Source organism: Dickeya dadantii NCPPB 898 (genome assembly GCF_000406145.1).
Taxonomy (GTDB): domain Bacteria; phylum Pseudomonadota; class Gammaproteobacteria; order Enterobacterales; family Enterobacteriaceae; genus Dickeya; species Dickeya dadantii.
In genome coordinates this window covers 838668-861539 of sequence record NZ_CM001976.1, presented here as the reverse complement: position 1 = coordinate 861539, position 22872 = coordinate 838668, and the positions used below count along the sequence as shown (strand labels likewise).

The 22872-nt window shown below is 48.3% G+C and carries 20 protein-coding genes and 4 pseudogenes; 12 read left to right on the top strand and 12 right to left on the bottom strand.

Going from position 1 to position 22872, the window contains the following annotated elements; all coding sequences use genetic code 11:
• Positions 1–98: 98 nt before the first annotated feature.
• From DDA898_RS22050 to DDA898_RS22045, 3 genes are all read right to left on the bottom strand, one after another.
• On the bottom strand, positions 99–359 hold the full coding sequence (locus DDA898_RS22050) for an entry exclusion lipoprotein TrbK (RefSeq protein WP_201765884.1): 261 nt from the start codon (positions 357–359) through the stop codon (positions 99–101).
• Positions 360–396: 37 nt separating this feature from the next.
• Positions 397–1299 carry a LysR family transcriptional regulator gene (locus tag DDA898_RS04355; protein WP_038910333.1) on the bottom strand — a complete coding sequence of 301 codons (903 nt, stop codon included), beginning with the start codon at positions 1297–1299 and terminating at the stop codon, positions 397–399.
• A gap of 176 nt (positions 1300–1475) precedes the next feature.
• Positions 1476–1781, bottom strand: a complete 306-nt coding sequence (locus DDA898_RS22045) for a helix-turn-helix domain-containing protein (protein ID WP_071604501.1) — start codon at positions 1779–1781, stop codon at positions 1476–1478.
• Positions 1782–1920: 139 nt separating this feature from the next.
• Here DDA898_RS22045 and DDA898_RS04350 point away from each other — a divergent pair, with 139 nt between their 5' ends.
• From DDA898_RS04350 to DDA898_RS23040, 3 genes and pseudogenes are all read left to right on the top strand, one after another.
• On the top strand, positions 1921–2259 hold the full coding sequence (locus tag DDA898_RS04350) for a helix-turn-helix domain-containing protein (protein WP_050570188.1): 339 nt from the start codon (positions 1921–1923) through the stop codon (positions 2257–2259).
• Positions 2260–2661: 402 nt separating this feature from the next.
• A pseudogene (locus tag DDA898_RS22760) lies at positions 2662–2816 on the top strand (ISAs1 family transposase); the annotation flags it as partial.
• Positions 2817–3001: 185 nt separating this feature from the next.
• Positions 3002–3133 (top strand): annotated as a pseudogene (locus DDA898_RS23040) (ISAs1 family transposase); the annotation flags it as partial.
• Between the two features lie 188 nt (positions 3134–3321).
• Here the strand turns inward: DDA898_RS23040 and DDA898_RS04345 are convergent.
• Positions 3322–4944, bottom strand: coding sequence for a hypothetical protein (locus tag DDA898_RS04345; protein WP_038910332.1), 1623 nt, complete (start codon positions 4942–4944; stop codon positions 3322–3324).
• Positions 4945–5022: 78 nt separating this feature from the next.
• Between DDA898_RS04345 and DDA898_RS04340 the strand changes: the two genes are divergently transcribed.
• Entirely contained in the window at positions 5023–6312 is a 1290-nt protein-coding gene (locus DDA898_RS04340) for a site-specific DNA-methyltransferase (protein ID WP_038912430.1), read from the top strand.
• Positions 6313–6660: 348 nt separating this feature from the next.
• Positions 6661–6990, top strand: coding sequence for a helix-turn-helix domain-containing protein (locus DDA898_RS04335; RefSeq protein ID WP_107768169.1), 330 nt, complete (start codon positions 6661–6663; stop codon positions 6988–6990).
• Positions 6991–7025: 35 nt separating this feature from the next.
• Here the strand turns inward: DDA898_RS04335 and DDA898_RS04330 are convergent, their stop codons facing one another.
• From DDA898_RS04330 to DDA898_RS22035, 5 genes are all read right to left on the bottom strand, one after another.
• Positions 7026–8966: a relaxase/mobilization nuclease and DUF3363 domain-containing protein gene (locus tag DDA898_RS04330; RefSeq protein ID WP_038910331.1), complete on the bottom strand. Its 1941-nt coding sequence runs from the start codon at positions 8964–8966 to the stop codon at positions 7026–7028.
• Positions 8967–9166: 200 nt separating this feature from the next.
• Positions 9167–9712, bottom strand: coding sequence for a S26 family signal peptidase (locus DDA898_RS04325; protein ID WP_050570186.1), 546 nt, complete (start codon positions 9710–9712; stop codon positions 9167–9169).
• A 310-nt stretch (positions 9713–10022) separates the two neighbouring features.
• Positions 10023–10850 (bottom strand): replication initiator protein A, encoded by an 828-nt coding sequence (locus tag DDA898_RS04320; protein ID WP_027711209.1) that lies wholly within the window; start codon positions 10848–10850, stop codon positions 10023–10025.
• Between the two features lie 11 nt (positions 10851–10861).
• Entirely contained in the window at positions 10862–11158 is a 297-nt protein-coding gene (locus DDA898_RS04315; protein ID WP_012768890.1) for a helix-turn-helix domain-containing protein, read from the bottom strand.
• A gap of 83 nt (positions 11159–11241) precedes the next feature.
• Complete coding sequence (locus DDA898_RS22035; RefSeq protein ID WP_071604500.1) at positions 11242–12039, bottom strand: DUF2285 domain-containing protein; 798 nt, start codon at positions 12037–12039, stop codon at positions 11242–11244.
• A 304-nt stretch (positions 12040–12343) separates the two neighbouring features.
• On the opposite strand from DDA898_RS22035, the pseudogene DDA898_RS23960 reads away from it, so the two are divergent.
• The 3 genes and pseudogenes from DDA898_RS23960 to DDA898_RS22030 all read left to right on the top strand — a co-directional run.
• Positions 12344–12600: pseudogene (locus tag DDA898_RS23960) on the top strand (IS5 family transposase); the annotation flags it as partial.
• Between the two features lie 382 nt (positions 12601–12982).
• Positions 12983–14491 carry a dGTPase gene (gene dgt, locus DDA898_RS04310; protein WP_038910329.1) on the top strand — a complete coding sequence of 503 codons (1509 nt, stop codon included), beginning with the start codon at positions 12983–12985 and terminating at the stop codon, positions 14489–14491.
• 5 nt (positions 14492–14496) lie between these two features.
• On the top strand, positions 14497–15132 hold the full coding sequence (locus DDA898_RS22030) for a primase 1D-like protein (RefSeq protein ID WP_071604499.1): 636 nt from the start codon (positions 14497–14499) through the stop codon (positions 15130–15132).
• A gap of 368 nt (positions 15133–15500) precedes the next feature.
• Here the strand turns inward: DDA898_RS22030 and DDA898_RS04305 are convergent.
• Positions 15501–15813: pseudogene (locus tag DDA898_RS04305) on the bottom strand (DUF736 domain-containing protein).
• Between the two features lie 595 nt (positions 15814–16408).
• Positions 16409–16918 (bottom strand): JAB domain-containing protein, encoded by a 510-nt coding sequence (locus DDA898_RS04300; RefSeq protein ID WP_038910328.1) that lies wholly within the window; start codon positions 16916–16918, stop codon positions 16409–16411.
• 393 nt (positions 16919–17311) lie between these two features.
• Between DDA898_RS04300 and DDA898_RS23575 the strand changes: the two genes are divergently transcribed.
• The 4 genes from DDA898_RS23575 to DDA898_RS04280 all read left to right on the top strand — a co-directional run bounded on the left by DDA898_RS23575 (position 17312) and on the right by DDA898_RS04280 (position 22676).
• Positions 17312–17521, top strand: coding sequence for a hypothetical protein (locus tag DDA898_RS23575; protein ID WP_027711199.1), 210 nt, complete (start codon positions 17312–17314; stop codon positions 17519–17521).
• Entirely contained in the window at positions 17476–18651 is a 1176-nt protein-coding gene (locus tag DDA898_RS04290; protein WP_038910327.1) for a tyrosine-type recombinase/integrase, read from the top strand. Before DDA898_RS23575 ends, DDA898_RS04290 begins: the two co-directional genes overlap by 46 nt.
• Positions 18652–19009: 358 nt before the next feature.
• Positions 19010–20209: an integrase domain-containing protein gene (locus tag DDA898_RS04285; RefSeq protein WP_038910326.1), complete on the top strand. Its 1200-nt coding sequence runs from the start codon at positions 19010–19012 to the stop codon at positions 20207–20209.
• Positions 20210–20234: 25 nt separating this feature from the next.
• Positions 20235–22676 carry an ATP-binding protein gene (locus DDA898_RS04280; RefSeq protein ID WP_038910325.1) on the top strand — a complete coding sequence of 814 codons (2442 nt, stop codon included), beginning with the start codon at positions 20235–20237 and terminating at the stop codon, positions 22674–22676.
• Here the strand turns inward: DDA898_RS04280 and DDA898_RS23375 are convergent.
• The gene (locus tag DDA898_RS23375; protein ID WP_162471544.1) at positions 22673–22816 is read right to left on the bottom strand and encodes a hypothetical protein; all 144 of its coding nucleotides are present in this window, start codon (positions 22814–22816) and stop codon (positions 22673–22675) included. The two genes, DDA898_RS04280 and DDA898_RS23375, sit on opposite strands and share 4 nt — an antisense overlap.
• Positions 22817–22872: the final 56 nt, after the last annotated feature.

Below are 22872 nucleotides of genomic sequence, written 5' to 3'. Positions count from 1 at the left end.
CAATGCGTACAGGGGAGAACGTGAGCACAGTGCAACCCGCCATGGCGTAACCGGGCGTAGCGGGTGCCGGGAGTGATTTTTGTGATGATGGCGACGACTCAGAATTTGGGCGGCGTTTTTGGTGGCGTGTAGGGGGTTCCCGTCCCCAGAAACTGTTTGGTGGTGGCATGCCCGACTCGATTGCACAACGCATTCCCCACGCGCTCCCAGTCGTCATGGCACTGCTGGCGCAGTTCCTTTAATCGCTTCGGGTTAGCCAGTAATGACTCTACCGTCTCCGTTGCCGGTACGGCGCCACTGCCGATACACCACAGCACGATGCATAAGAAAACACGAAATGAAAACATAAGATTACGCATGAGGATCCTCCGATAGTCGTCGAATCAGGTGATAACATCAGGCGATGTTATCGTCCGCCCACGCCAGCGCGTCAAGCCGCTCGATAAAGCGGGCCACCGTTTCTGGCGGATCTCCGGCATGGCGCAACAGATAGGTGGTCATCATGGGGGTTTTCCCGGCCAGTGGGCGAGCCACCACTCCAAAAGCCCGGCTAGCCGCAATATGAGAAACATCAGCCAACCCCAGTGCAAACCCGGCGGAAACCAGGGTCATCATCAGGTCGAATGAGATAACCTGTTCGACAATCAACGGCTCCTGCGCAGAACAACGCAAAACCCGCGCCACCTGACGAGCATGCCCTTCACACACTCTCGGGTCACACAACACCAACGGGTAACGCAGCACTTCGTCCAACGGGATCTGGCTGTAGGCCAGTAAAGGATGTCGGGCAGGAACGGCCACCATTAATGGTTCGGCCCAGACCGGTTCAGCAGTGATATGCTCGCCCACTGCATCAGACAAGGCAAAACCCACATCGTACAGTTCATCCTGCAATCCCTGAATTTGCTGAAAGAGCGGCATTTCAAACAGACGAATATCCACCTCGGGTTCTTCCTGGCGGCACAGCGCCAGTAAGGTTGACAAGCGCACAGGGGTAATGCCGTCTGACAGCGCAATGCGCAACTGGTCATGGTAACCGTTGGCTACGGACTGCACGCTGTCGCGTGCCTGTTGCAACACCGCGAACACCCGGGCGACATGGTCCAAAAACAACTTACCGGTGCGAGTCAGCCGGGTACTGCGGGTGGTGCGCACAAACAGTTTCACCCCCAGCTCGTCTTCCAGTTCCTTGATGGCACGGGACAACGGTGACTGCTCAATATGCAGCCGTTCCGCCGCCCGGGCAAAGTGCAGTTCTTCTGCAACCGCCCGAAAGTAACGAAGATGGCGAAGCTCCATACCCGATACCTACATCTCATCATCGAACAGGTGGCCCGGCATCGGGCCACGGAATACTGAGTGTAGGAAAGCGCGTTAGCACAAAGTTGAACAGAACTCACACTGATAAGACGATTCAGGCATTATCAGGGCATTCTTATAGCAGCCCCTGCTTACCCCGATGGACACAGATACGGCTAACTATCGGGCGCGGGGGTTTCTTCCTGTTCAGACCGGAGCCGAGAGCGGGGAACGCGTGGGATTAGCCGCCCCTGTTCGTCAAAATAACGGCTCGGCCAAATCTCATAGGGTGGCACCCCCAGTGCATCAGCAATCAGTTGCTCCCCTTTAGGCCACGGACGATTAAGCGCATTACCCAGTGTGGAGGAATTCAGCCCCGCCGCCCGCGACACAGCAGCCATTGTGGTTCCCCGTTTGTGAAGCCCGGCAATAATGTCGGCAGAATGCCAGTCAGCCAAGCCATGCCTTTGAATAGAGCTCATTCACTGCACCTCTCAAGATAAAGAGTTACTTTCCATAATAAAGGATAGTTTATTTTAAGATTAGATATCAACCAAAAATAAAGTTTAACTTTATTTTTGAAAAATAATCTTTAAGAAAGAACCGTTAGCGGCAGAGATAATGCCATCATGCCATTTAGATGATTGGGATATCGCCGTGATCGGGAAACGACTGAAACTGGCCAGAGTCAACGCAGGCTTAACGCAGCTTGAGCTTGGATGTCGGGCCGGTCTGGATGAAGAAACCGCCAGTTCGCGTATCAGCCAGTATGAAAGGGAAGTCAATGAGCCAGACTTTGGTCTGGTCTGTCAGTTTGCTGCGGTTCTCGATGTCCCCGAAGCTTACTTCTATGCAAGAGATGAAGAGTTGGCACTAATTATCCTGCAATATCATTATCATAAAAAAGTACATCCTGATGCGGTGTTTGGTGCAGCTTTCTGGCTGGAACATGGGCAGTAAGCAGCCTCTTTACTAATTCCGCCCCCTGAGCATTACCTAAAATACTGTTGCTCGGTATCGGTAAGTGTCAAGATAGTTAGCGCCCCAGTTGATTTAGACTGTCTGTTTTTTTCCGTTCTGGATTCAGCATGACCTCGTCTGTCGGCTACCATTTCCTTGTCCTGCCTGACCAGCGTTCTGAGTGTTGCGCTTTTGTTTTTTGATACACCTCTTCCCGATTTTTCAGCAGCGCACGATCTTCACCTCGGTGCCGTTGACCACCCGATAAAACGCTCTACCCATTCACGCGCATCCTCTAAGGGACACCCCAGTACTGATACCTAACCGAGCGGAAGAACGCCTGCGCGGCGGGTTGGATGAGATAGTCGATGCATGATGTCGCCGGGCGGGGGAAACAGTTTTGAAAAAATGGAAAAAATTCCGATGGAGTATCGCTACTACATCAGTTCGACAGAGCTAACGCCAGAGCAATCTGGGGGCATTGGGCGATTGAAAATAGCCTGCACTGGATTCTGTATGTTGTGATGAATGATGATGCCTGCCAGATATATCGAGGTGCCCCTCCGATATTAGGGTCTGTCCCTTAACCTCCCTATACGCTAAAAAGTGCTGCAAGAATCATTTCCGAGATTTTATTTTTGGTTAAATATCCGTCTCTTTTGGTCATTCTTTATCGCTTAAAAGCGTTTTTTTGCACAGTTATAGCAATGCTGAACTGTACAAAAAATAGTTACGGGACACCGCGCAGAACATATTGCGAGCGGAAACTAGCTGAAAAGCAAGCTTACGGAAGAAGCAGCAATTTGCGGGCATGAGCAGTTCATATCTGGAAAAAATTCTGGATGTGCGACTGGCTGCACTGACTTCAACTTAACAATTAGTTCACACTCTCGCCCTTAGGTTAGTCAAAGTGGAATCGCTATCTAACACCGCAAAAGACTTTGCCTGAATCGAAGGGCGTTGATAGTGTGATAACGACAAAATCGTCCGGTAATTATTCCGTCAGTATCCTTTGGTAATCACACTAATACAACTTAGCCTCAAACAACTCCCTAATAATATTTATCGCCGCTTAAAAACTCCCTCATCTAACAGCCATTCAATGTCATCAGCGAATACTGGTGCAGTAATTAAACACTGCTTGCATATAGAACAAACAAGATGAGACAATTCTGACTCAAGTATAGCTTGATTTGCACCATAACCAGGTACAAGCAGGTATTTTAAGCTCGCTCTCTGAACATCATTTATTTTGTATGAATTATTAGCAGTGACATCCAAAATCAATAGTCTTCTGGCTATATCTATTCGACTAGGAGCTATTTCTAACCTATCTCCATTCTCTAAAACATAACCAAGGTCATTACATACAGACGCAATTCGATTTATTTCTTCGACCGGATAACCATCTTCTTTTAGTGCACGAAAAACAGACTCCTTTGAAGCATCGTCGCTCATTATAATTGCGTGCTCAAACTCAATAGGAGTTAGAAACGCAATATTTTGTAACTCCCGTCGCAGCCTCACTAAAATGCTTTTCACTTGAAAAAAAGAGGCTGTATCTTCAAATGACAACATATGAGCAAGGTCGCCACGTAATGATGCGTAGTAACCTGCACCATCAAGATACTCCACAAATCTTGCGGATGGATATTTCTCCAAAGTAAATTTTCTAGAGCTTTGTGTTTGGTCTACAACTTTATGAGAAACGCTTCCAGAATCACCCGCATAAAACTGTGATTGAATAAATAGTTTAGGCTTAGGTTCCCAGCCATCTATTTTATAGGGAAGAATAAAATCATATGCCCGTGTCTTTTTTTTCCTTTTTCCATCTTCAACAATTTCCTCCTCACCTATAGTCACATCATTTACATTGAAGTCAGAGTGAGGCCGAAGACCCATTCCAGCTAGTTTTTCCCGAAGGATATCTTCTGTTATGTGACCACCAGAAGCTGATACGCTCCCTCTTACCTTGAAGATCGTACAGGAATTGAGTAAATATTTACCAAGTGGCAAGTCATTTGAAAGTCTATCTAAATCCATGAATGAACGACAAACAGCCCAAAACTGCATCGTTTCTTCGTTATCTTCCAAAATTAAACTTGTATATTCCTTCAGCAATACTTTTAGGTATAGCCTTAGATCAAAAACAGGTTCTGTTTTAACATAGGAAACATAACACCTATGAGACCCCACAAAACATGAAGCTAATGATTTTGCAATAAAATCAGATTTTGTCATTGGTGGAATTACATTCAAGCGGAATCTTATGTTTTTTTGTGATGAGCCTCTTTTTGGTATAAGAGGTTTTATGTCATCTTCCTTTAGCTTTATAAGAAAGTGATTCTTAAGGTTGTTATCTGTAGCACCAGACGTCAAAAATAGCAGATTAAAAAATGCCTCATAAAAATTAGCAACATTTTGCTCATCATCAACAAATGAATCGCCAATTATTAGTTCGTCGCTGGCACTTATTACTGCCTCACACAAACTTTCAATATTACACGATTGATAGCTAGAAAAGTTATCAAGGTAACATGATATAGAATGAATACACTCACAGAGTGAGTTTATTTCAGTGTTGAATTTTTCACTATCTTTGATTCTCTCGAGCTTCGCAGTAAGCCATTGATCAAACTCCGCTAGCTGCTCCGAAGTTTCAAGATTTTTAGTACGAAGCCGCATCCCTTATCCTTCTGTTAAAATTAGAATCAAATCTTGTTATAATACCTCGAATAGAGAGGGTTTGATATGTTATCAATAATGGATATAAAAATCAGCAAGTTAGAGAGAGAGCTTGGGTTTGAGCCCCAACATTATCTGCCTCTTAGTGAGAGGGAAGTCTGTGATGCTGTACAAGAACGGCGCGAAGCTGACACAACCCTCTTTGTTGGCGACAACTTACCATACCTTAAAGAAATTGCGTTACGCAGCCCTGGGATTGTGGACTTTTGTTACATTGATCCCCCGTACAATACAGGCTCGAAATTTCTATACAATGATTCTAGAAAGTCTGATTCTAGTGGGCATTTTGGTACTCACTCGAGTTGGATGACGTTTATGCTGTCTCGTCTAGTTGCAGCTAGAGAGATACTAAAGGATTCAGGCGTTATAGCTATTAGTATTGATGACTATGAATGCGCCTACCTTAAGATACTTATGGATTGCATCTTTGGAGAGGAAAACTTCATTGGTAATGTAATCGTATGCAGATCGAAAAATGGTAAAGGGAGCAAAAAGAATCTTGCATCTAACCATGAGTATTTGATGATTTATGGGAAATCGGATAAAGCTTTTCTTCGCGGTCAGGCTGATGAAACAAGCTACGATAAGCAAGATAAATTTGGTGGATATCGCATCGATGGACTTTTCCGCAAGAAGGGTGAAGCTAGCCTAAAATCAGATAGACCAAATATGTTCTACCCACTCTATTATAATCCTGAAAGTGGGGAGGTTTCCGTTGATCCTATTGATAATTGGAAGATCACCTATCCAGTAGATTCAAAAGGTATAGACAGACGCTGGCTTTGGGGAGCCGACACAGCGAGAGAAAGAGCTTGGCAGCTTTACGCTAGTAAAAATGGGGTTATTTACGTCAAAAACTACTCTGGCGATGCTGCAAAGGAAAAAAGAACGAAAGTTCGCTCTCTTTGGAGTGAGACCGACTTCTACACAGAGAGAGCTACAAATGAAATTAATAAGCTATTCGGCGGGAAGGTGTTTGATACGCCTAAGCCACTTTCTTACATAAAAAAAATAATTGATGTTTGCTCATCTGATAATGCACTTATCCTCGACTTTTTTGCTGGTTCAGGAACGACCGCTCACGCAGTTGCGGAACTGAATGAAACTGACAGAGGGAAAAGAAAATGCATTCTGATGGAATCTGATTGTGAAATTCCAGTCAAACATCTAGCTAGAAAAATGGGTTTTAATAAAATCTCAGACATTACAGAGAAAAGACTCCAATTGGTCAGTGAAAAATATAGTAATTTTAGCTTTCAAATCATTGAAATACAAGAAAAAACAAGACAGAGAAATCACATCGCCTAGCTAATAAAGGGCGGTCATTTACCGCCCTTCAGCATCCTTTTCAATCGCTCTATGTGCTGCTTGGCTACTTCTGAGTCTACTGGCCGTGGTGCTGGTTGCCTAGGGAGGGCTTTATGAATCTCTGCATTATGCTCTTCACCAGCAAGGGCGCGTCGCACAGCAATTTCATAATTCCGCTCAAAAATCGGCTAGGTCTCAGCCAAACCGACACTCTCCACATAAACGCGGTCATCATTAGTAATCCTTTTTATCACTAAGAATTACTTTATTTAAGACCAAAAAAAGTACAAAAATAAAGTATTACTTTTATTTTTAAAGGATTTTTTCAAGAAGCGTAGCCACGATACCGTGATAATCAATCATCGTTTGATAAACAGACAAGGTAACACGGTGATTGGTAAACGCTTGAGGCTGGCAAGGGTCAATGTGGGGTTAACCCAGGCAGAGCTAGGAAGACAGGCCGGGATTGATGAAGAGTCGGCAGGTGCGCGAGTCAGTCAGTATGAGAAGGAAACCCATGCGCCCGACTTCAAACTGGTTTGCCGGTTCGCAGCAGTGTTGGATGTACCTGAAGCTTATTTCTATGCCGTGGATGACGATTTGGCAACACTGATTTTGCAGTACCACCGGTACAAGAAAAACAACCCCAACTCGACGCTGTTGATTACGCCGCAGTAAGCCATTAAACCTGTCCGCCTCCAGGACACAACACCTCAGCCAATAGCCGGTCCCCGCTGCCGGCTGAATTCCCAGGCCACACGGTTACCACGGATGGTCGCCGTCATTGACTGACCTAGCCGTGGTTCGATGACTGGTTTCCACGGCACCAGGCTGAAGCCCAGCCCGTCATCCAGCATCGCGTAGCGCCCGCTGGCAAGTAACAAACTGCGTCGGTAGATACCGCTTATACATTGCTCGTCAGTCGCGGGGCGATATACCAGTCCGGTTTCCCGGGCAATATCCTGCGCAGTTTTCTCCAGCTCACGCTGGCGCAGTGTCGCCAGCAGGTTACGCACCAGGCGCACTCGTTGCCCTTCCTGTACCGCCAGCCCTTGCGAGATAAGAAAGTCAACACGCTGGCGGAGCGCTGCCCGCACCTCGCACCCAAAGCCACGTACATCCGGCGATAGGTTTCCACTGAGCAACTGCTGATCGAGCCAGGTCGCCCCGATTGCCCGGATCTGGCGTTCAACCGGCAAGGGTGATTGCAGCGAGACAGCAGCCCCACCAGCCAGACGCTGTAAATCGTACTGACGGCCACGCTCAGGCAAATCGTCAGGAATTCGCCAGACACCTTGTGTCACACGCTCGACAATCTCTGCCCGGCGTAACGCCTCCAGCCGGCGCACATGGAAAGCCACCTCGTCATGTGGATCGAAACCGTCATCCCGGTGCTGTGCTACCCTCAGATGATGTTCGGTGCGATAGATACCCGCGGACGCCAGACTTGCAATATTCCGGTCAGTCTGGCGGATAGCGGCCCCGTTCACCGCCACCACCGAACCACTAGGAAACTGCGCTAGATCGGCGCCGGGCGGCAACACCACGTAGTGAGCCTTGCCGTCCACACCGTCAATCACCAGATATCCTCTGTCATACAGTTCATCAGCCAACCCTTTACCGGCCACCCGGCCGATGAGTGGATGAGGGTCTTCACCGGGCTGGAACACCGCCAGCTCACGGGGTTGACCGTGCATGGCGCGTTGCATAGCCCGGATGATATCGCCACGCTCACCCATCGCTCTCAGCGTCTTTTCCGCGTCTGCCTGTACGTCCCAGACACCGGGCGTCTGCTCACATGCCAGCCCCATCCGCGCTAAATATTGTAGTCGGCCAATCAGCAGCTGCCGCTGGTGTCGCAAGGATGACGCTGAAAGCTTCGCAGTATGCACCCGGCCGTTGTCGGCAAGACGCTGAAGCGTACGATCCAGCCCCGTCCACCGCGCCTGCTCCACTTCATGCTGGCGGGTTTGCTGCATTTCCAGCTCGGTGCGCGGCCCCAACCATTCCGTAGCCAATGCCGCGGCCCGCAACCGCATCCCCTCGGCAATATAATCCCGCGAAATAATCAGATCTCTGCCGGTCTCGTCTTTGCCCCGCAATACAATATGGGTGTGCGGATTATCGGTATTCCAGTGATCCACCGCCACCCAGTCCAGCCGGGTGCCCAGATCGGCTTCCATACGCACCATCAGTTGACGGGTATAGGTTCGCAAATCGTCGAGAGACTCCGCGTCTTCAGGCGAAACGATAACGCGAAACTGATGCCGATCTTCACGTCCGCGTAGCTCGAACGCATCCCAATCGGCGTGATCGGTCAGTGGGCCATAAGCCTGACCCGGTTCCCCCTGTCGGCCGACACCGTCACGCTCGATATAACGCAGGTGTGTGGATATTGAACGGGCACCGGCTTTCGTCAGATTTACCAGCCGGGTCTTTATCGTCACACGCCGCCAGTCTGGTGAATAGGCATCATGGGCAAATCGCGCAGCAACCTGGCCGCGCCCCAGTCGGGCACCGGGGCGTCGCCCATTTTTAGCGGTCCTGATACCGGCCTTGTTTATCTGGCGAGCCACCTGACGTACAAAGGCATCGCCATGCTGCTTCGGCCTGCCCGGACGAGGGGTAAAACGCTCATCATGCTTCTGGCTCATCACTTCCTCCCAGCTACTTGTCAGCACAGGAAATAGCCATGATTAATAATCAATTAGTGGTTCCACAGCACGCCAGCACACCGGATGCGTGCCGCCCTTTCCCCGTGTGCAGACGGCATGTCGGCGTCACCGCGTGTCGCCCCCTTTTATCTTGCCCTGCCCTTCGTCTATTCCACGACGCGCTGTTCAGCCGTAAGCCGCTACCTTGTCAGCAGGGGTTGTGCCGCTCCCCGCACAGAGGCCATCGGTACCGGTCCAAAATAACGACTGTCAAACGATGCCGGGTTCGTGGTGCTCAGCAGGAACACCTCGCCTGGATACAGGTGCCGGCAGCCCGGCCAGGCCGATAACGGCCGCCCCAGCCGGTCGGCCCGCAGCACGCGAGCCACAACCACGCCGTTAATACGCACCGTGTCGGCGATAACACACACCTGTTGGGGTGCCATAGCCCCAATCGGTTTAAGCAGTGGCACTCCCGCTGGCAGGTAACCACGCTGCGCGGCCAGCAGTGCGGCCTCAACCGGAGGCGACACCAGTACCACGCTGCCGACAGACAGCGGTGGCAATGGCGGGCGAAGCGGCTGAAGGCGATACCAGCCTGGGGCAATACTGTCCGTCGGGTTGTAGACCAGATACGGCGTAACGTCCCCCACCGCTGCCCAGGCCAGTGAAACCAGACCGGATAACGACAGGCCCGCCAGCCACAGTGAAGGCGATCCCCACCGGACGTGATGTGTCATGCTCATCGGGGTATGTTCTCCTGCCATCCGCGCTCTTTTGCGGTGATGTTGCCGCCCGTCCTGCAAGGACTCAGGGTGTTGAACCACGGCTTTCTGCCAGCGGTCTGGGCGTGCCGTTTACCGGTTATCCACCGGTATCGCCGTCCCCAACAATTCGTTAGTTTTTTTATGTTAGAACCGTTAGCGCGATGCCAAACCCGCGCCAACAGCGGGATACGGGCTCGCCGATGCGCCTGATAGCACGAGGGGGGTACGCTCGATAGCACGATAGCCCGTGCGCCTGATAGCACGACCGTCTTCACCGTTTTTTCCCAGGTTATCCCCGTGCTGCGGATGACACCGGCCGGAACGTGAGTAGCTCCCCGCCTCCCGGCAAACGCCCGATACCGAGCACATACCCCGGCAGGGACTGGCGGGCCACCAGCGTGCGCAGATCGCAGGCGAAATCGCTGTACCGGGCTGCGCTGCCGGATTTGCGGTACAAATGGCGAAAATCGAACCGCCACCCAGCAGCCTGTCGGCCGCCATGTTTGCGCACCAGACGATACAGCCAGCGCTCGATCCCACCGGTCAGTCGGAAGTAAGCCGAATCGATGGTCAGGACCAGCGCCGCATCGAGAACACCGGCGTAAAACCAGTCCGGCAGGATCAGCTCGATGCCCAGCGACATGCCCCGGGTATCGGTTCGCTCGTGCCATTCGTTGAGCCAGGAGAAACGGTGTAACCGCCGTCCACTTTCGGCTCGAATCGAGGTGGCAACAGTAGTGGACTGCAGCCGGTCGAGGGCAGCTTTCAGCCGCTGATAGTCCCGCTGCGAAGTGCCACGACCGATAAAAGTCAGGATCTCGTAGGGCGTGGCCCGCATCCGGCGTGACGTCGGAATGCCCGCGTCGCGGGCTTCGACGATTTGGCTGGCCGCCCAGATCAGAATGTCGGCGTCCCAGATGGTGGCAATACCCTGTTCGGCAGTACCTTCCACCCGGATCCTCACGGTACCGATGCCATACTCGATCGGCACCGTGCGGCGTGATTTCGACAGGGAAAAGAAGGGATACGCCATCAGATCCCGGGCATCGCGCGGTGCCATGCGTCCCGGCAATGCCTGGAACAGGTCGAGCGAACCGGACATCAGACGTGCGGCCAACGCGCCGCCATTCAGCGTACACGGCTGTCGGCCGAGTGGTACTCGGCATAGTCAGGATCGGACGTGGTTTCAAAGCTGTGCTGATTAGCCCAGCTATCCAGATCCGATACCGCATACATGACACGGCGGCCAAATTTGCGAAAGCGCGGCCCACCACCAATGACCCGCTGCTTTTCCAGCGTGCGCGGTGATAATCGCAGATAGGCAGCCGCTTCGTCGTTGGTCAGATAACGGGGCGGCTGCGGGGAACGGGCAGGCTGCGGCGTAACCGCAACAGCAACATCAGGGCGAACAGGAACAGGGCGCATAGGATCAACCTCCAGTAGTCAACAGGGTCAGCCACGCCAGCGCAGCCAAACGGAGACAGTCTCGAAAAAATACGTTCGCCTGCTCAGGGCCGTTTTGCGCCGGAAACAGAACGGCCCTTCCCAGCCACGGACGGGGAAACAAGACAGCGATACCCGCCCCACATCAGCCGCTTGCCGCGAGAGACCAGCCGCCGGACTCGGGAGCGGAGGCCGCTATCCGCGTGCCAGGCGTCAGCAAGGCCCTCCGCGCCCATTAAACCGGCCGCCACGTCACGCAAGGAAGCACCAGCCAGCGACGCATCCAGCGCCTGCAGGGTATGTAACTCCCGCAATGCGGTGGGGGAAGGCCGGGGACAAACCATCCTATCCGGTACTGCATTGCGCCTTTCCGCCCCGTGACTCAACGCGGCCGCTAATGGCCGGTAACGGGAACGCAGCAACACACCGCCCCTGACGGCACAGACATACGCCATGCCATCAGCCGGCATCGGTACACACACCAGCCGCAGGCAACCGCCGGGCCAGCGCGTCAACAGCAGTAAACGTCGGCCATCATGCACCAGCGTATGACGACCCGGCATGTGCCAGAAGGCGAAAACTGGGGCATCGGGCGGTGGGTCGGCATCCGGGTAAAGCAGCACAACGCTGTCAGGGTCGGGATACCAGACGGGATGCGCCTCACGCGCATCCAGGGACGGATCTTCCCACAGGCGTAGGCCCCAGCGTTGGGCTCCACCGGCCCGACGCGGGCGGTGGAGCCAGTCACAGCGGTAATCCGGATTTCGGCGCAGGTATTCCCAGGCCAGCGCGGGGCCATCAAGATGTAAAACGTAAAGGTAAGCGGCAATAGGGCGGCAATGCCCGGAGGGATGAGGCGTCATGATACTTTCTCCTGTCAGAAACCGTGTTCATCACCACAGGCATTGAAAGGACCATTGACAAAAGAGAAGCCGATAATACAAATCATTAGTGGGTGTTAATGGCATGACCCGTCACGCCAGCGTTTACGACCTTACCCGAAACCGTACCCGGGATCATGACCGTTCCAGTCAGGGGGATAAGCGTCAAACGGCAGAATGCCGATTAAGATCGATAGCGCCGTGAGTCTGATCGAAGTTGTCGTAATGCGAAGTCAGTAGCCACGTTATTATCTTAAAAACAATCACCACCTCTCGAGGAGGTGATTTAAAGCTGACAATAAAAGGAATAAAAACCGTTATTCCGTTCAGGTCGAATGAAAAATCCAGCCGGGAGAAACGGCGAAAACTCGATATCCGGTGGTATAAAAAGCGCAACGTCGTTGAACGCTGTTTTGCCCAGCCTTGGCCTGGCTGAACGAACATCGCCGTATTGCCACCCGCCCGGAAAGAACAGCCAGAAACTACTTGAGTATACTTAAACTGGGTGTTGTCCGGTTATTTTTGAAGCGACTGTTAAGTTAAGGGACACAGCCTAAATAGCTGCGGCTAATACCGCTACACCTACCGTTTACTGACATGTGGCATGTTGCGTAAGGGCAACACATCCGAGGCCTTATGTAGAACAGCCAGACAGAGAAAACAGCTCCAACGCCTTACCCTGCAAGAGCTGGCCGAAAGTGGAGCACTATTCCGCACAGCTATTTAATCATCTCACTTTGGATATTAATCATAGAGTCAGTCTTTATAGGAAGAACTCCACTTGAGTTTAACTTGGCCAACGAGATATCTATCATGCAGTAGCAAAAAAAACTTTTTCTGTTAGAATTATTCGACTACAATAGATAATTGCACATAAAAAACAGAATCAATAATAATGAGTCAAAATTAACTCTGGAGATAATAAATGGATAAATTAATTAAAACGGATAGATATAGAAAGTCTAGTGCAGATCACTCATCAATTCTTGCAGCCACTCAAAGTGATCGAGCAAGGTTAATATATTCTGCAGCTTTTAGACGATTACAGCAGAAAGCTCAAGTATTCTCATTAGAAAGTAATTCTTCTGTTCGTTCTCGCTTGACCCACTCAATCGAAGTTTCACATATAGGCCGCTATTTAGTAGCCTCTATTTTTGAAAAAATATTAGCAGCCGATAGAATCGATAGTTCAATAAAAAACCTCTGGATGAAAAACAACCTAACAATTTCCAATATTGTAGAAACCGCATGTTTAATGCATGATATTGGCAATCCACCTTTTGGTCACTTTGGTGAGTCCGCAATAGTAAAGTGGAGTAAATCTGACGAAATAAAAAAATCAATTAAAACATCAATAAATAAAGAATTAAATAATGAAGAATTTGATGATTTACTTTGTGATATAAATAATTTTGACGGCAACCCTCAGGGTCTGAGAGTTATAACTCGCTTACAGGGAGAGGACGGATATTATGGACTCAATTTAACATATACACAACTAGCTGCCTTCCTTAAGTATACATTTTGTCCTAAAAGCATTAATTCCGAAAAACCATTTAGTAAAAAAATCGGATACTTCTGCAGCGAAAAGAATATAATAGAAGGAGCTTGGAAAAGCCTTGACATGCCACCTAATTCAAGACACCCTCTGGGTTTTTTAATGGAGGCTTCAGATGACATATCTTATTGCATAAGCGACATTGAAGATGGTATAGAGAAAAAAATAATTTCTTTTGAAAACTTCAAAGAATTTACAACCAAAAAACTTTCAGATCTCAAAAATTCCATCCCCAAACAAGAAAAAATATGCGAAGAATTAATTAACAGTTTATCTGTTACTCCGAACTCACCGATTGGTAGTTTTTTATCTTTTAAAACAAAGCTCTCTAATTATCTCGTAGAACAAGTTGCTCTTCGCTTTGTGGAAAAATATGACAGCCTTATAAAATCACAATATAATAAAGAATTAATTTCAGAATCAGATTTCGAATACAATCTATTGAAAATCCTTAAAGATTATACATCTCAATACTTATTCACCTCTGAAGAAGCCGAAAGAATGGAGTTATCAGGATTTTCTATAATAAAAGGGATATTGGATGAATACTTACAATTATTATCACTTTCAAAAAACGATTTTTCACTCCTATTAACAAAAGATAACAAAAAAATCAGAAAAAACAATTTAGACATTCAAAGACGCTTATTCAACAGGCTTCCTTCTAAGCATCTCAATGCATATAAAACATCTTTATTAGATTTGCCATTAAATGACCCTGGTTATTCTGAAGAAAAAATCAAAAACAGATTAGAGTCAATTGATAGTACTATCGAATGGAAACTTCGCGTCCACCTTATAGTTGATTTTGTTTCCGGCATGACAGATCAATTTGCAATGGAAATGTATCATATGCTTAAAGGTATAAAGGTATAAATAAAATGAACGAATTACTAACAAATTATCCATTTTTTAGTAGGCATCCAATATTATGGGTGACTAATCTTATAGAAACCCAGATAAAGAATAGTGTCGTGTCTAGTAGCATTTCTCTTACATTTAGTAAGTACCGTTATTTACCTCAAAGCTTTACTGATGAGAGATATATTTTTAGCCTACCGATATGGCAACTTAACGAACAAACTTTATTAGATATGATAGCAAATTTACAACATGGTGAAGAGTTAGCACTCCATTCACAACTTTTTGACTTTGGCTCGGAACATCACATTCCATTAATCGATTTTGGTAATGTTGATAGAGGTATAATTGATAGCACACCACTAAGAGACTTAGCATCCCATTGGAATTTAAGCTTTTACATTTTTAATAGCGGTAGGTCTTTCCATGCTTATGGAAACAGGTTAATAAAAAATCATGAATGGATAAAATTCATGGGCAGTTTATTACTTTTGAATAAACCAAGCGGTTTTAAATTGATCGATGAAAGATGGGTTGGACATCGAATTATGGCTGGTTATTCCGCCTTAAGGTGGTCTTGCAATACAACTCATTACAAAAAAAAACCGACCTATGTAGGCTATCTAAATCCGTATGGATTATTTATGGAAAAATAATTTTTAAATTAGCTGTGTTGGCTCTTTATAAATCAACGGTAAGCAACAGCATTTCGCTAATTGGCTGTAGGTAGCATGTTCATGGGCGTAATAGAGATAGCTCATTGAGGGTTACCGAGATTATAGAACGGTTCGATCTAGCTGATTTTTTCCGCACAGCATCTACATCGTAACCACCGTCCGTCTGATTACACAGAATCGCGGACAGGCTTTTCCCTTCACTATCCTCGACCGCAGCACATCCCACATATGCCGCAATACCCGATCAGGGTCTGCCATGTCCGCTTGGCGTTGAGCGGAAAAGCCGATGGTGTGGCCCATTCTCTACCGGTGGCTACCCCGCCATTCGGCGGGGTGCTGTGTTTTCGTTAAACCGTCGCTTTGCTGCGCGACCAAATCAGGTTATAGGTGCCGTCATCGTCCTCGATCAGGCGGGCGTAAATGGTCGCCGGAAGGGACGGGTCATCGAGCGTGACCGACAGGTAAGGCCGTTCGGCCTGGCTGATTTTTTTCCACGCTGCGCCGATGTCGTAACCGCCTGCCGTCTGGATGCGGTAATCGTGGGACGCTGTCGCCGCTTCGGTCATTGGGAACAAACTTCACCTTGACGTTAAGGGTCAGGGTGTGAACCGTGCCGGTAAAACCGTTTGTCTGGGCGGTGAAGGTGCCGATGTTAGCCATGATCATTTCTCCTTTCGGGTTCATCAAGGTCGCGCCATCGCGTCCTTGTTGTGAGCCGACAGACGGGGACCGGGCTGGCCGCACCTGCGGCCGTAACACCGTGAAGGACCAGCAAACGCCAGGAATTTGCTGCGCGAGGAAGGCGCTGGCGCCGGGGACATTGCTGGTGCTTGCTGGTTGCGGCCATCAGGCCCGAGGCGTAGCCGTGCCACCCGTCAGGATTCACAACGACACAAGGACGTATGGCCCTACCGCTCCCGAAAGGCACCATGACTAACGCACCTGACCGACACAACGGCGTTACCGATTCGCCACGCCAGTGTCAGCCTCACGCTGTTCCCATGACGGGCGACAGCACCTTACCTCACCGGGCAACGGCAGAAGTCATCACGCAACGCAACGTCGTAGCCAGGCTGCCGGCATATCGGCCACGCCGCCTTCACGACCTTACGGCAGTCGATCACCAGTGTCGGGGACGATGCACGGCCACACAACCTGATGCAGCACATCATGGCGAGTCACAGCGCTGCGCCGAATGACGGGGTATCCAGTCAGGGGCAGGCCACCGCAAAAAAGGGGGCTCACGCCCCCACGGTCACAGTAATGCCCGTTCAGCAAATGACAACGTGTCATTACCGCCCACAATGATGTGATCCAGAACCCGCACGTCCACCAGTGCCAGCGCCGCACTGACCCGGCGCGTCAGCATCAGGTCGGCCTGACTCGGCTCCGTATTTCCACTCGGGTGATTGTGCGCCAGGATCACCGCCGCGGCATTGCAGCTCAGCGCTTTTCTGACGATTTCGCGCGGGTACACCGCAGTGGTAGCAAGGGTGCCGTAAAACAGTTCGGCATACTCAATGAGGCGGTGTCGTGTCGTGAGAAACAGCACCGCGAACACTTCGCGCTCAAACCCGGCCAGCTTGGCGCACAGGTACGCCTGGGTCTGGCTCGCTGACGTGAACTCCGTGCCTAAAGGCATTTTGCAGTCTATGGCCTGACGTGCCGCCAGCAAGATTTGCTCAGTCGTCGCCGGCAGATAAAGCCCGTGTGTATCCCGCACCAGCAGTGGCGCGGTCAACAAAGAGAACGTGGGTTGTGACATGACAATACTCCGGTTGCTCGGGCGACATTGCCCGGAGCCGACGCAGCACGGCGCAGCGCACGCCGTCACAGGGTCGCAGACGGCTTTGCCGCCAGCGCGCAACGCGCGCGCCGCCCTTGACGGCGAGAACGCCGTGGTACGATGGGCGAGACAGCAAGGCCGCCTTCATTCTCCCCCTGACATTCCGTCTTCACCGTTACCTATCCTCCTTACGCTGGTATACGCCCTGACCGGTTTTGTTCAACTGCGCTTTTTTGCATGATGATCCCCTCTGCGGTCGCCTTATTCGAAGACGAGCAGGAAAGGATGACGAATGGCAGCCGTGAAGACTTGCCGCGGGCCCAAACGTATGACTCGTCAGGCAAGCGCAAATGCACCAACCGGAGGCGATCGATGAACCTGGATTGCATACCCATTTCAGCCTACTGCCGGGAGTCCGGTGAATCGCTGGATGCCATTAACAAACGGATACAAAGGGGAGTATGGATTGAAGGCGTCCAGGTATTAAAAGTTGATGGAGTGAAAGAACGCTGGATAGACTTAACGGAGGTTGCCAAATGGGCCAGAAAGAACAGAGATCCCTATCACTTCCCAGAGGTATAACCCTTCGCCAGCACAAAACCGGCTCCACACTGGTGATGACCTTTACCTATAAAGGGCTGCTGTGCCGGGAGCCCTTGTCATTGATGGACGTGAACACGAAAACCATCAAATATGCCGAACGACTACTGGGCGAGATCCAGAATAAAATCGCGGCTGAGAGCTTTGCTTACATCGATTATTTCCCTCACTCCAGAAAGCTAAAGATTTTTGGCTCCATCACCCGTCGCCGGGCTGTTATTGACTATCTGGATGAGTATCTGACGATCTGTAAAAACCGGAATCTTTCACCGTCCACCCTTGTGGGGTATAAAAAGTGCCGTTCAGTGCTGTCTGCACTGCATAAGCTGCCAGTAACAAGCCTGACCCCAGCAATCCTCAAAAACTGGATCAGTCAGCAAAAAACAACCCTGAAAACCACCAGGAATCGCCTCTCATTTCTGCGTAGTGCGCTTGATGAAGCCGTCACAGATGGGCTGATCGAGGTTAACCCGGTAAAATTGGTCAGCGCGGCCAGATACCAGACAAGCAGGCCGTTGAATAGCGGCCGTCATTATGAGGTCGACCCGTTTTCCCCAGCAGAAGCAACGGCCATCTATATCGCCGCAGGCAACAAGCAGTGGGAAAACCTGTTTCGATTTGCCTTTCATACCGGTATGCGCAGCTCTGAACTCTGTGCGCTACGCTGGGAAGATATTGATTTCACCGGAAAACGCGTTAACGTCAAATCTGCCCGCGTTGTTGGCGTTATCAAAGAAACCAAAACCAAGGCTGGCCGCCGTAGTGTCGATCTGGACACGGAAGCGTTAACCGCTCTTGAGGAGCAAAAACCGTTCACGCTTATGCGTAGCAAATTCGTGTTTGACGATCCGAAAACCGGCGCACCGTGGGCAGGCGCAGATGCCATCAGGAAGAAAGCCTGGGTTCCCACGCTCCAAAAAGCCGGAATACGCTACCGCAATCCCTATCAGACCCGCCACACCTTTGCCACCCGGCACATCAGCCGAGGTGCCAACCTGTTCTGGCTAGCCGCACAAATGGGCCACAAAGGACCCGAAATGCTCTTTCGTCACTACGGTTCTTACCTGTCCGATTATGACGGGAATGCGGGGCGCGAATTCAACATACAATGAACATCGCGTCCCCCAGCCTCGTTTTTCATCCTCACCCAATGCGTCCCGACAGCACCGGCAAAACCGGGAAATGCACGTAAAATGCACGAGCTCGAACCTTAATAAAAATAAATCTTATAATTCAACTAGTTGAATCAAATGCGGACGCGGATTCAACTCCCGCCAGCTCCACCACTTACATATCCGGATACGTCCGGGAAAGTCCTTAAAGCCCGCATCCCACCTAGGTTTGCGGGCTTTTTTGTTTCCGTCATTGTCCGACGATATCCGGCTAAATCCGCTGATTATTGGTATACGTATTGGTATACGGTACGATATATACCAAAAGGCGTATACCAATCATCAAGGATATCTCCCAATGGCACGGACAACCCGCCCCCTCACCCATACCGAAGTGCAAAAAGCCAAAGCGGCAGACAAAGACCTGACGCTGCATGACGGCAACGGGTTATTTCTCTTAGTCAAAATCACCGGGAAAAAACTGTGGCGGTTCCGTTACCAGAAACCAACCACAGGCCAACGTACCATGATTGGTTTTGGCGCTTACCCGGCATTGTCATTAGCCGATGCCCGCGCCATGAGAGACGAAAAACTGTCCTTGTTAGCCAAAGGAATAGACCCACAGGAAAAAGTGGCTAAGGAAGTCGAAGAAGCGCAAATAGCGGTAGAAAGCATCTTCATCAATGTGGCACGTAATTGGTTCACGTTGAAGCAGACCAAAGTCAGTGCGGATCACGCCAAAGACATTTGGCGGTCACTGGAAAAAGACGTGCTCCCGGCGATTGAAAATATCCCCGTGCAACAAATCAAAGCCCGCACACTGATACAGGCGCTGGAGCCGATTAAAGCCCGTGGCGCACTGGAAACCGTCAGGCGGTTAGTACAACGCATCAACGAAATTATGGTTTACGCGGTTAACACCGGGCTGATTGATGCTAACCCCGCCTCCGGCATTGGTATGGCCTTTGAACGCCCCAAAAAACAGCATATGCCGACCATTCGGCCAGAAGAGCTACCCGCGCTGATGCGCACCATTGCGATGTCTAACCTCTCCATTCCTACCCGCTGCTTGCTGGAATGGCAATTATTGACACTTATCCGCCCGGCTGAAGCCTCCGCCACAGCATGGGCTGAGATCGATATCGAGAAAAAAACGTGGAGCATTCCGGCTGAAAGAATGAAAGCCAAGCGCGATCATATTGTGCCGCTCAGCGAACAGGCGCTGGAACTGCTCGACATCATGCGCCCTATAAGCGGCAACCGGGAGTATGTTTTCCCCAGCCGTAACGATCCTAAAAAGCCGATGAACAGCCAGACCGCCAACGCAGCACTAAAACGCATCGGCTACGGTGGAAAACTGGTTGCTCATGGTTTACGCTCAATAGCCAGCACCGCCATGAATGAAACCGGTTTTAATCCTGATGTGATTGAAGCGGCGTTAGCGCATTGTGATAAGAATGAGGTTAGACGAGCTTATAACCGCTCTACTTACTTTGAACAGCGTATAGAACTGATGGAATGGTGGGGATTTTTTGTTGATAATCGCCAAAATAAATGATTTCTCATAAACATAGGATTTAAAAATGAATAATATGGCTGAATGTGAGAGTGCATTGAAAGAACTGGTCGCTGTCTATAATGATAGTGATAAAATTAGAAATGAAGCTCAAACGAGGCACCATATTATAAATAAGATAATAACCAATGTACTCGCATGGCCAGAGGATCAAGTTGAAGTAGAAAGCTATGAGGAAAAAACATTTACAGATTATGAATTAGGAAATCCGAGGCAGGTTATTGTTGAGGCAAAGAGAGAAGGCAGGGCATTTGAAATACCTGCTGGACTGTCAACAAAAAACACAATAGACATTTCAACCTTATTAAAATCAAATGAAGACTTAGGCGATGCAATACGGCAGGTTCAAAATTATTGTTCATCCAGAGGCACTCCAATTGCTATAGCTACCAACGGACATCAGTATATTTCATTCATTGCAAGCAATCAAAATGGTTGTTCCCCCCTAGAAGGAAAAGCCTTAGTCTTTGAAAGTTTAGAAAGCATGCTGATTAATTTTACTCTCGTATGGAATATGATTTCATATTATGGGATAAAAGAACAGAAATTAATGAAATATCTCACATCTGATACAAGAGGAATTCCGAATAAATTATCATCGTATCTAGCCACATATCCAAAAGTTAGATATGCAAGCGACTTACAAACCTCTCTTCGTCAAATATCCGAATTAATAATCCAAGATGTACTTGAAAGTAAAGAGATTGAAGATGTGTTCTATCAAAAGTGTTATTGCGAAAGTGGTGCACTTTCTAAGTATGCATTATTAAGTAAAGAAATGCTGCAAGCACGGTATGCAGCTTTATTTAGCGATAGCGAATCATCACCTCAAATCACATCAGTAAAACCAGATCGTAAAGAACAGGGACTTGATCCAAGCATAATGGCTGAAGCGTTATCAAAACGCCCCATTGTTTTGATAGGCGACGTTGGCGTTGGTAAAACATCCTTCGTAAAAAACCTGATTTATTCAAGTGCATATAAAGAATTCAATGAAGCAATATATTTATATATTGATTTAGGGGCAAACGCAACTTTAGCTGAAAATCTTAAAATATTCATTCTCAACGAGATTGAAAACCAGTTATTAGAAAAATATAAAACTGACATTACAGAAATTAAATTTGTCAAAGGTGTATATTCAAGAGAAATTCAGAGATTCTCAACGGGTATATGGGGAGGATTACGAGAAAAAAACAGAGAGAAATATGAAGAAAAACAAACTGAAATGCTCGAAAACAAAATCAACAACAAGGATGAACATCTAAAAAATTCAATAGGTCATATATCAAAACAAAATAAAAGACAGATCATTATCTGTTTAGATAATGCAGATCAACGTGACTTTGACACCCAGCAAAGAGCATTCGTCATCTCTCAAGAGTTAGCAAAAGAATGGAATTCATTAGTGTTTATATCTGTTCGGCCGCAAACTTTTTTTAAATCAAAATCCTCTGGTGCATTAACTGCATATCCACACAAGGTATTTACTATATCCCCACCAAGAATAGACCAAGTTCTTGATAAACGTCTTCAATTCGCTCTAGAAATGTCTGAAGGTAAAATACCTTTAGAACAAGCTGAATTCGTCAGAATACATATAGATAATCTTTCAATATTTATAAAAGTACTTCTTGATTCGTTAAGAAAAAACAAAGCACTTGGTGAGTTCATCGAAAACATAACAGGAGGTAATGTACGGCAAGCGTTAAGCTTCATTACTGGATTTATTGGAAGCCCCAATGTAGAAGCAGAAAAAATAATTCACACATATGAGAAGGAAGGACGATATCAAATACCAGTACACGAATTCTCAAAACAGGCATTGTTAGGAGATTTTTCACATTTCGACCCCAATACCTCTCTAGCGATGAACATGTTTGATATTTCTATTGCTGATGAGTCAGAACATTTTTTAGTGCCATTGATCGTATCTTTTTTATCTGAAAAAAGTGAAATACAGGATCGAGATGGATTCTGCGAGACAAGAAAAATAATTGAAGAAATGCAAAATTTAGGTTTCATACCTAAGCAAACAGAAAATGCATTAAGAAAATCAACAAACAAAAAACTCATTGAAACCTCTCAACGCTTCACATTTGAAGAAGATGAAACAGGCTTAATTGGTGATATGCCAACTAAATTTAGAACAACATCAATAGGACAATATCATCTAAAACGTTGGATTAGTGATTTCGCTTATCTTGACGCAATGCTCTTCGATACACCTATATTTAACCCTGAAATAGTTAATAGCATGCGTACATCATGTGAATCATTTAACATTGAAGATCGATACAATCGTGCCAATGCTTTTAAAATTTATTTATCCACTACTTGGAATAAAATCATAAACAAACCTAACTATTTTGACATGAACGAAGCCCTAAAAATGGGTGATCCTTCTTTTGAAAATGTCAAACGCGCTATCGATAATTCTCGGGGTTAAAAATAATCATGGAGGGTAGCGCGCAATTGTGCCCCCGCCACGCCTACCCGCTTCATGTAGCGGTTTTCATGCAGTTGCATGGAGAAGCTCAGGCCACACCAGCACTGGCGCGACAGGGCAAATTGAGAGGTAAGTTCCACATGCAAATTCATGCACTGTACACATGCACGATCAAAAAATCGCTAGCCAGAGAAAA

Bases quoted from the DNA above. Each gene is read 5' to 3' on its own strand.
- DDA898_RS22050 (WP_201765884.1), bottom strand. From the start codon at position 359: ATGCGTAATCTTATGTTTTCATTTCGTGTTTTCTTATGCATCGTGCTG.
- DDA898_RS04355 (WP_038910333.1), bottom strand. From the start codon at position 1,299: ATGGAGCTTCGCCATCTTCGTTACTTTCGGGCGGTTGCAGAAGAACTG.
- DDA898_RS22045 (WP_071604501.1), bottom strand. From the start codon at position 1,781: ATGAGCTCTATTCAAAGGCATGGCTTGGCTGACTGGCATTCTGCCGAC.
- DDA898_RS04350 (WP_050570188.1), top strand. From the start codon at position 1,921: ATGCCATCATGCCATTTAGATGATTGGGATATCGCCGTGATCGGGAAA.
- DDA898_RS04345 (WP_038910332.1), bottom strand. From the start codon at position 4,944: ATGCGGCTTCGTACTAAAAATCTTGAAACTTCGGAGCAGCTAGCGGAG.
- DDA898_RS04340 (WP_038912430.1), top strand. From the start codon at position 5,023: ATGGATATAAAAATCAGCAAGTTAGAGAGAGAGCTTGGGTTTGAGCCC.
- DDA898_RS04330 (WP_038910331.1), bottom strand. From the start codon at position 8,966: ATGAGCCAGAAGCATGATGAGCGTTTTACCCCTCGTCCGGGCAGGCCG.
- DDA898_RS04325 (WP_050570186.1), bottom strand. From the start codon at position 9,712: ATGAGCATGACACATCACGTCCGGTGGGGATCGCCTTCACTGTGGCTG.
- DDA898_RS04315 (WP_012768890.1), bottom strand. From the start codon at position 11,158: ATGCGCCCTGTTCCTGTTCGCCCTGATGTTGCTGTTGCGGTTACGCCG.
- DDA898_RS22035 (WP_071604500.1), bottom strand. From the start codon at position 12,039: ATGACGCCTCATCCCTCCGGGCATTGCCGCCCTATTGCCGCTTACCTT.
- dgt (WP_038910329.1), top strand. From the start codon at position 12,983: ATGGATAAATTAATTAAAACGGATAGATATAGAAAGTCTAGTGCAGAT.
- DDA898_RS22030 (WP_071604499.1), top strand. From the start codon at position 14,497: ATGAACGAATTACTAACAAATTATCCATTTTTTAGTAGGCATCCAATA.
- DDA898_RS04300 (WP_038910328.1), bottom strand. From the start codon at position 16,918: ATGTCACAACCCACGTTCTCTTTGTTGACCGCGCCACTGCTGGTGCGG.
- DDA898_RS23575 (WP_027711199.1), top strand. From the start codon at position 17,312: ATGAACCTGGATTGCATACCCATTTCAGCCTACTGCCGGGAGTCCGGT.
- DDA898_RS04290 (WP_038910327.1), top strand. From the start codon at position 17,476: ATGGGCCAGAAAGAACAGAGATCCCTATCACTTCCCAGAGGTATAACC.
- DDA898_RS04285 (WP_038910326.1), top strand. From the start codon at position 19,010: ATGGCACGGACAACCCGCCCCCTCACCCATACCGAAGTGCAAAAAGCC.
- DDA898_RS04280 (WP_038910325.1), top strand. From the start codon at position 20,235: ATGAATAATATGGCTGAATGTGAGAGTGCATTGAAAGAACTGGTCGCT.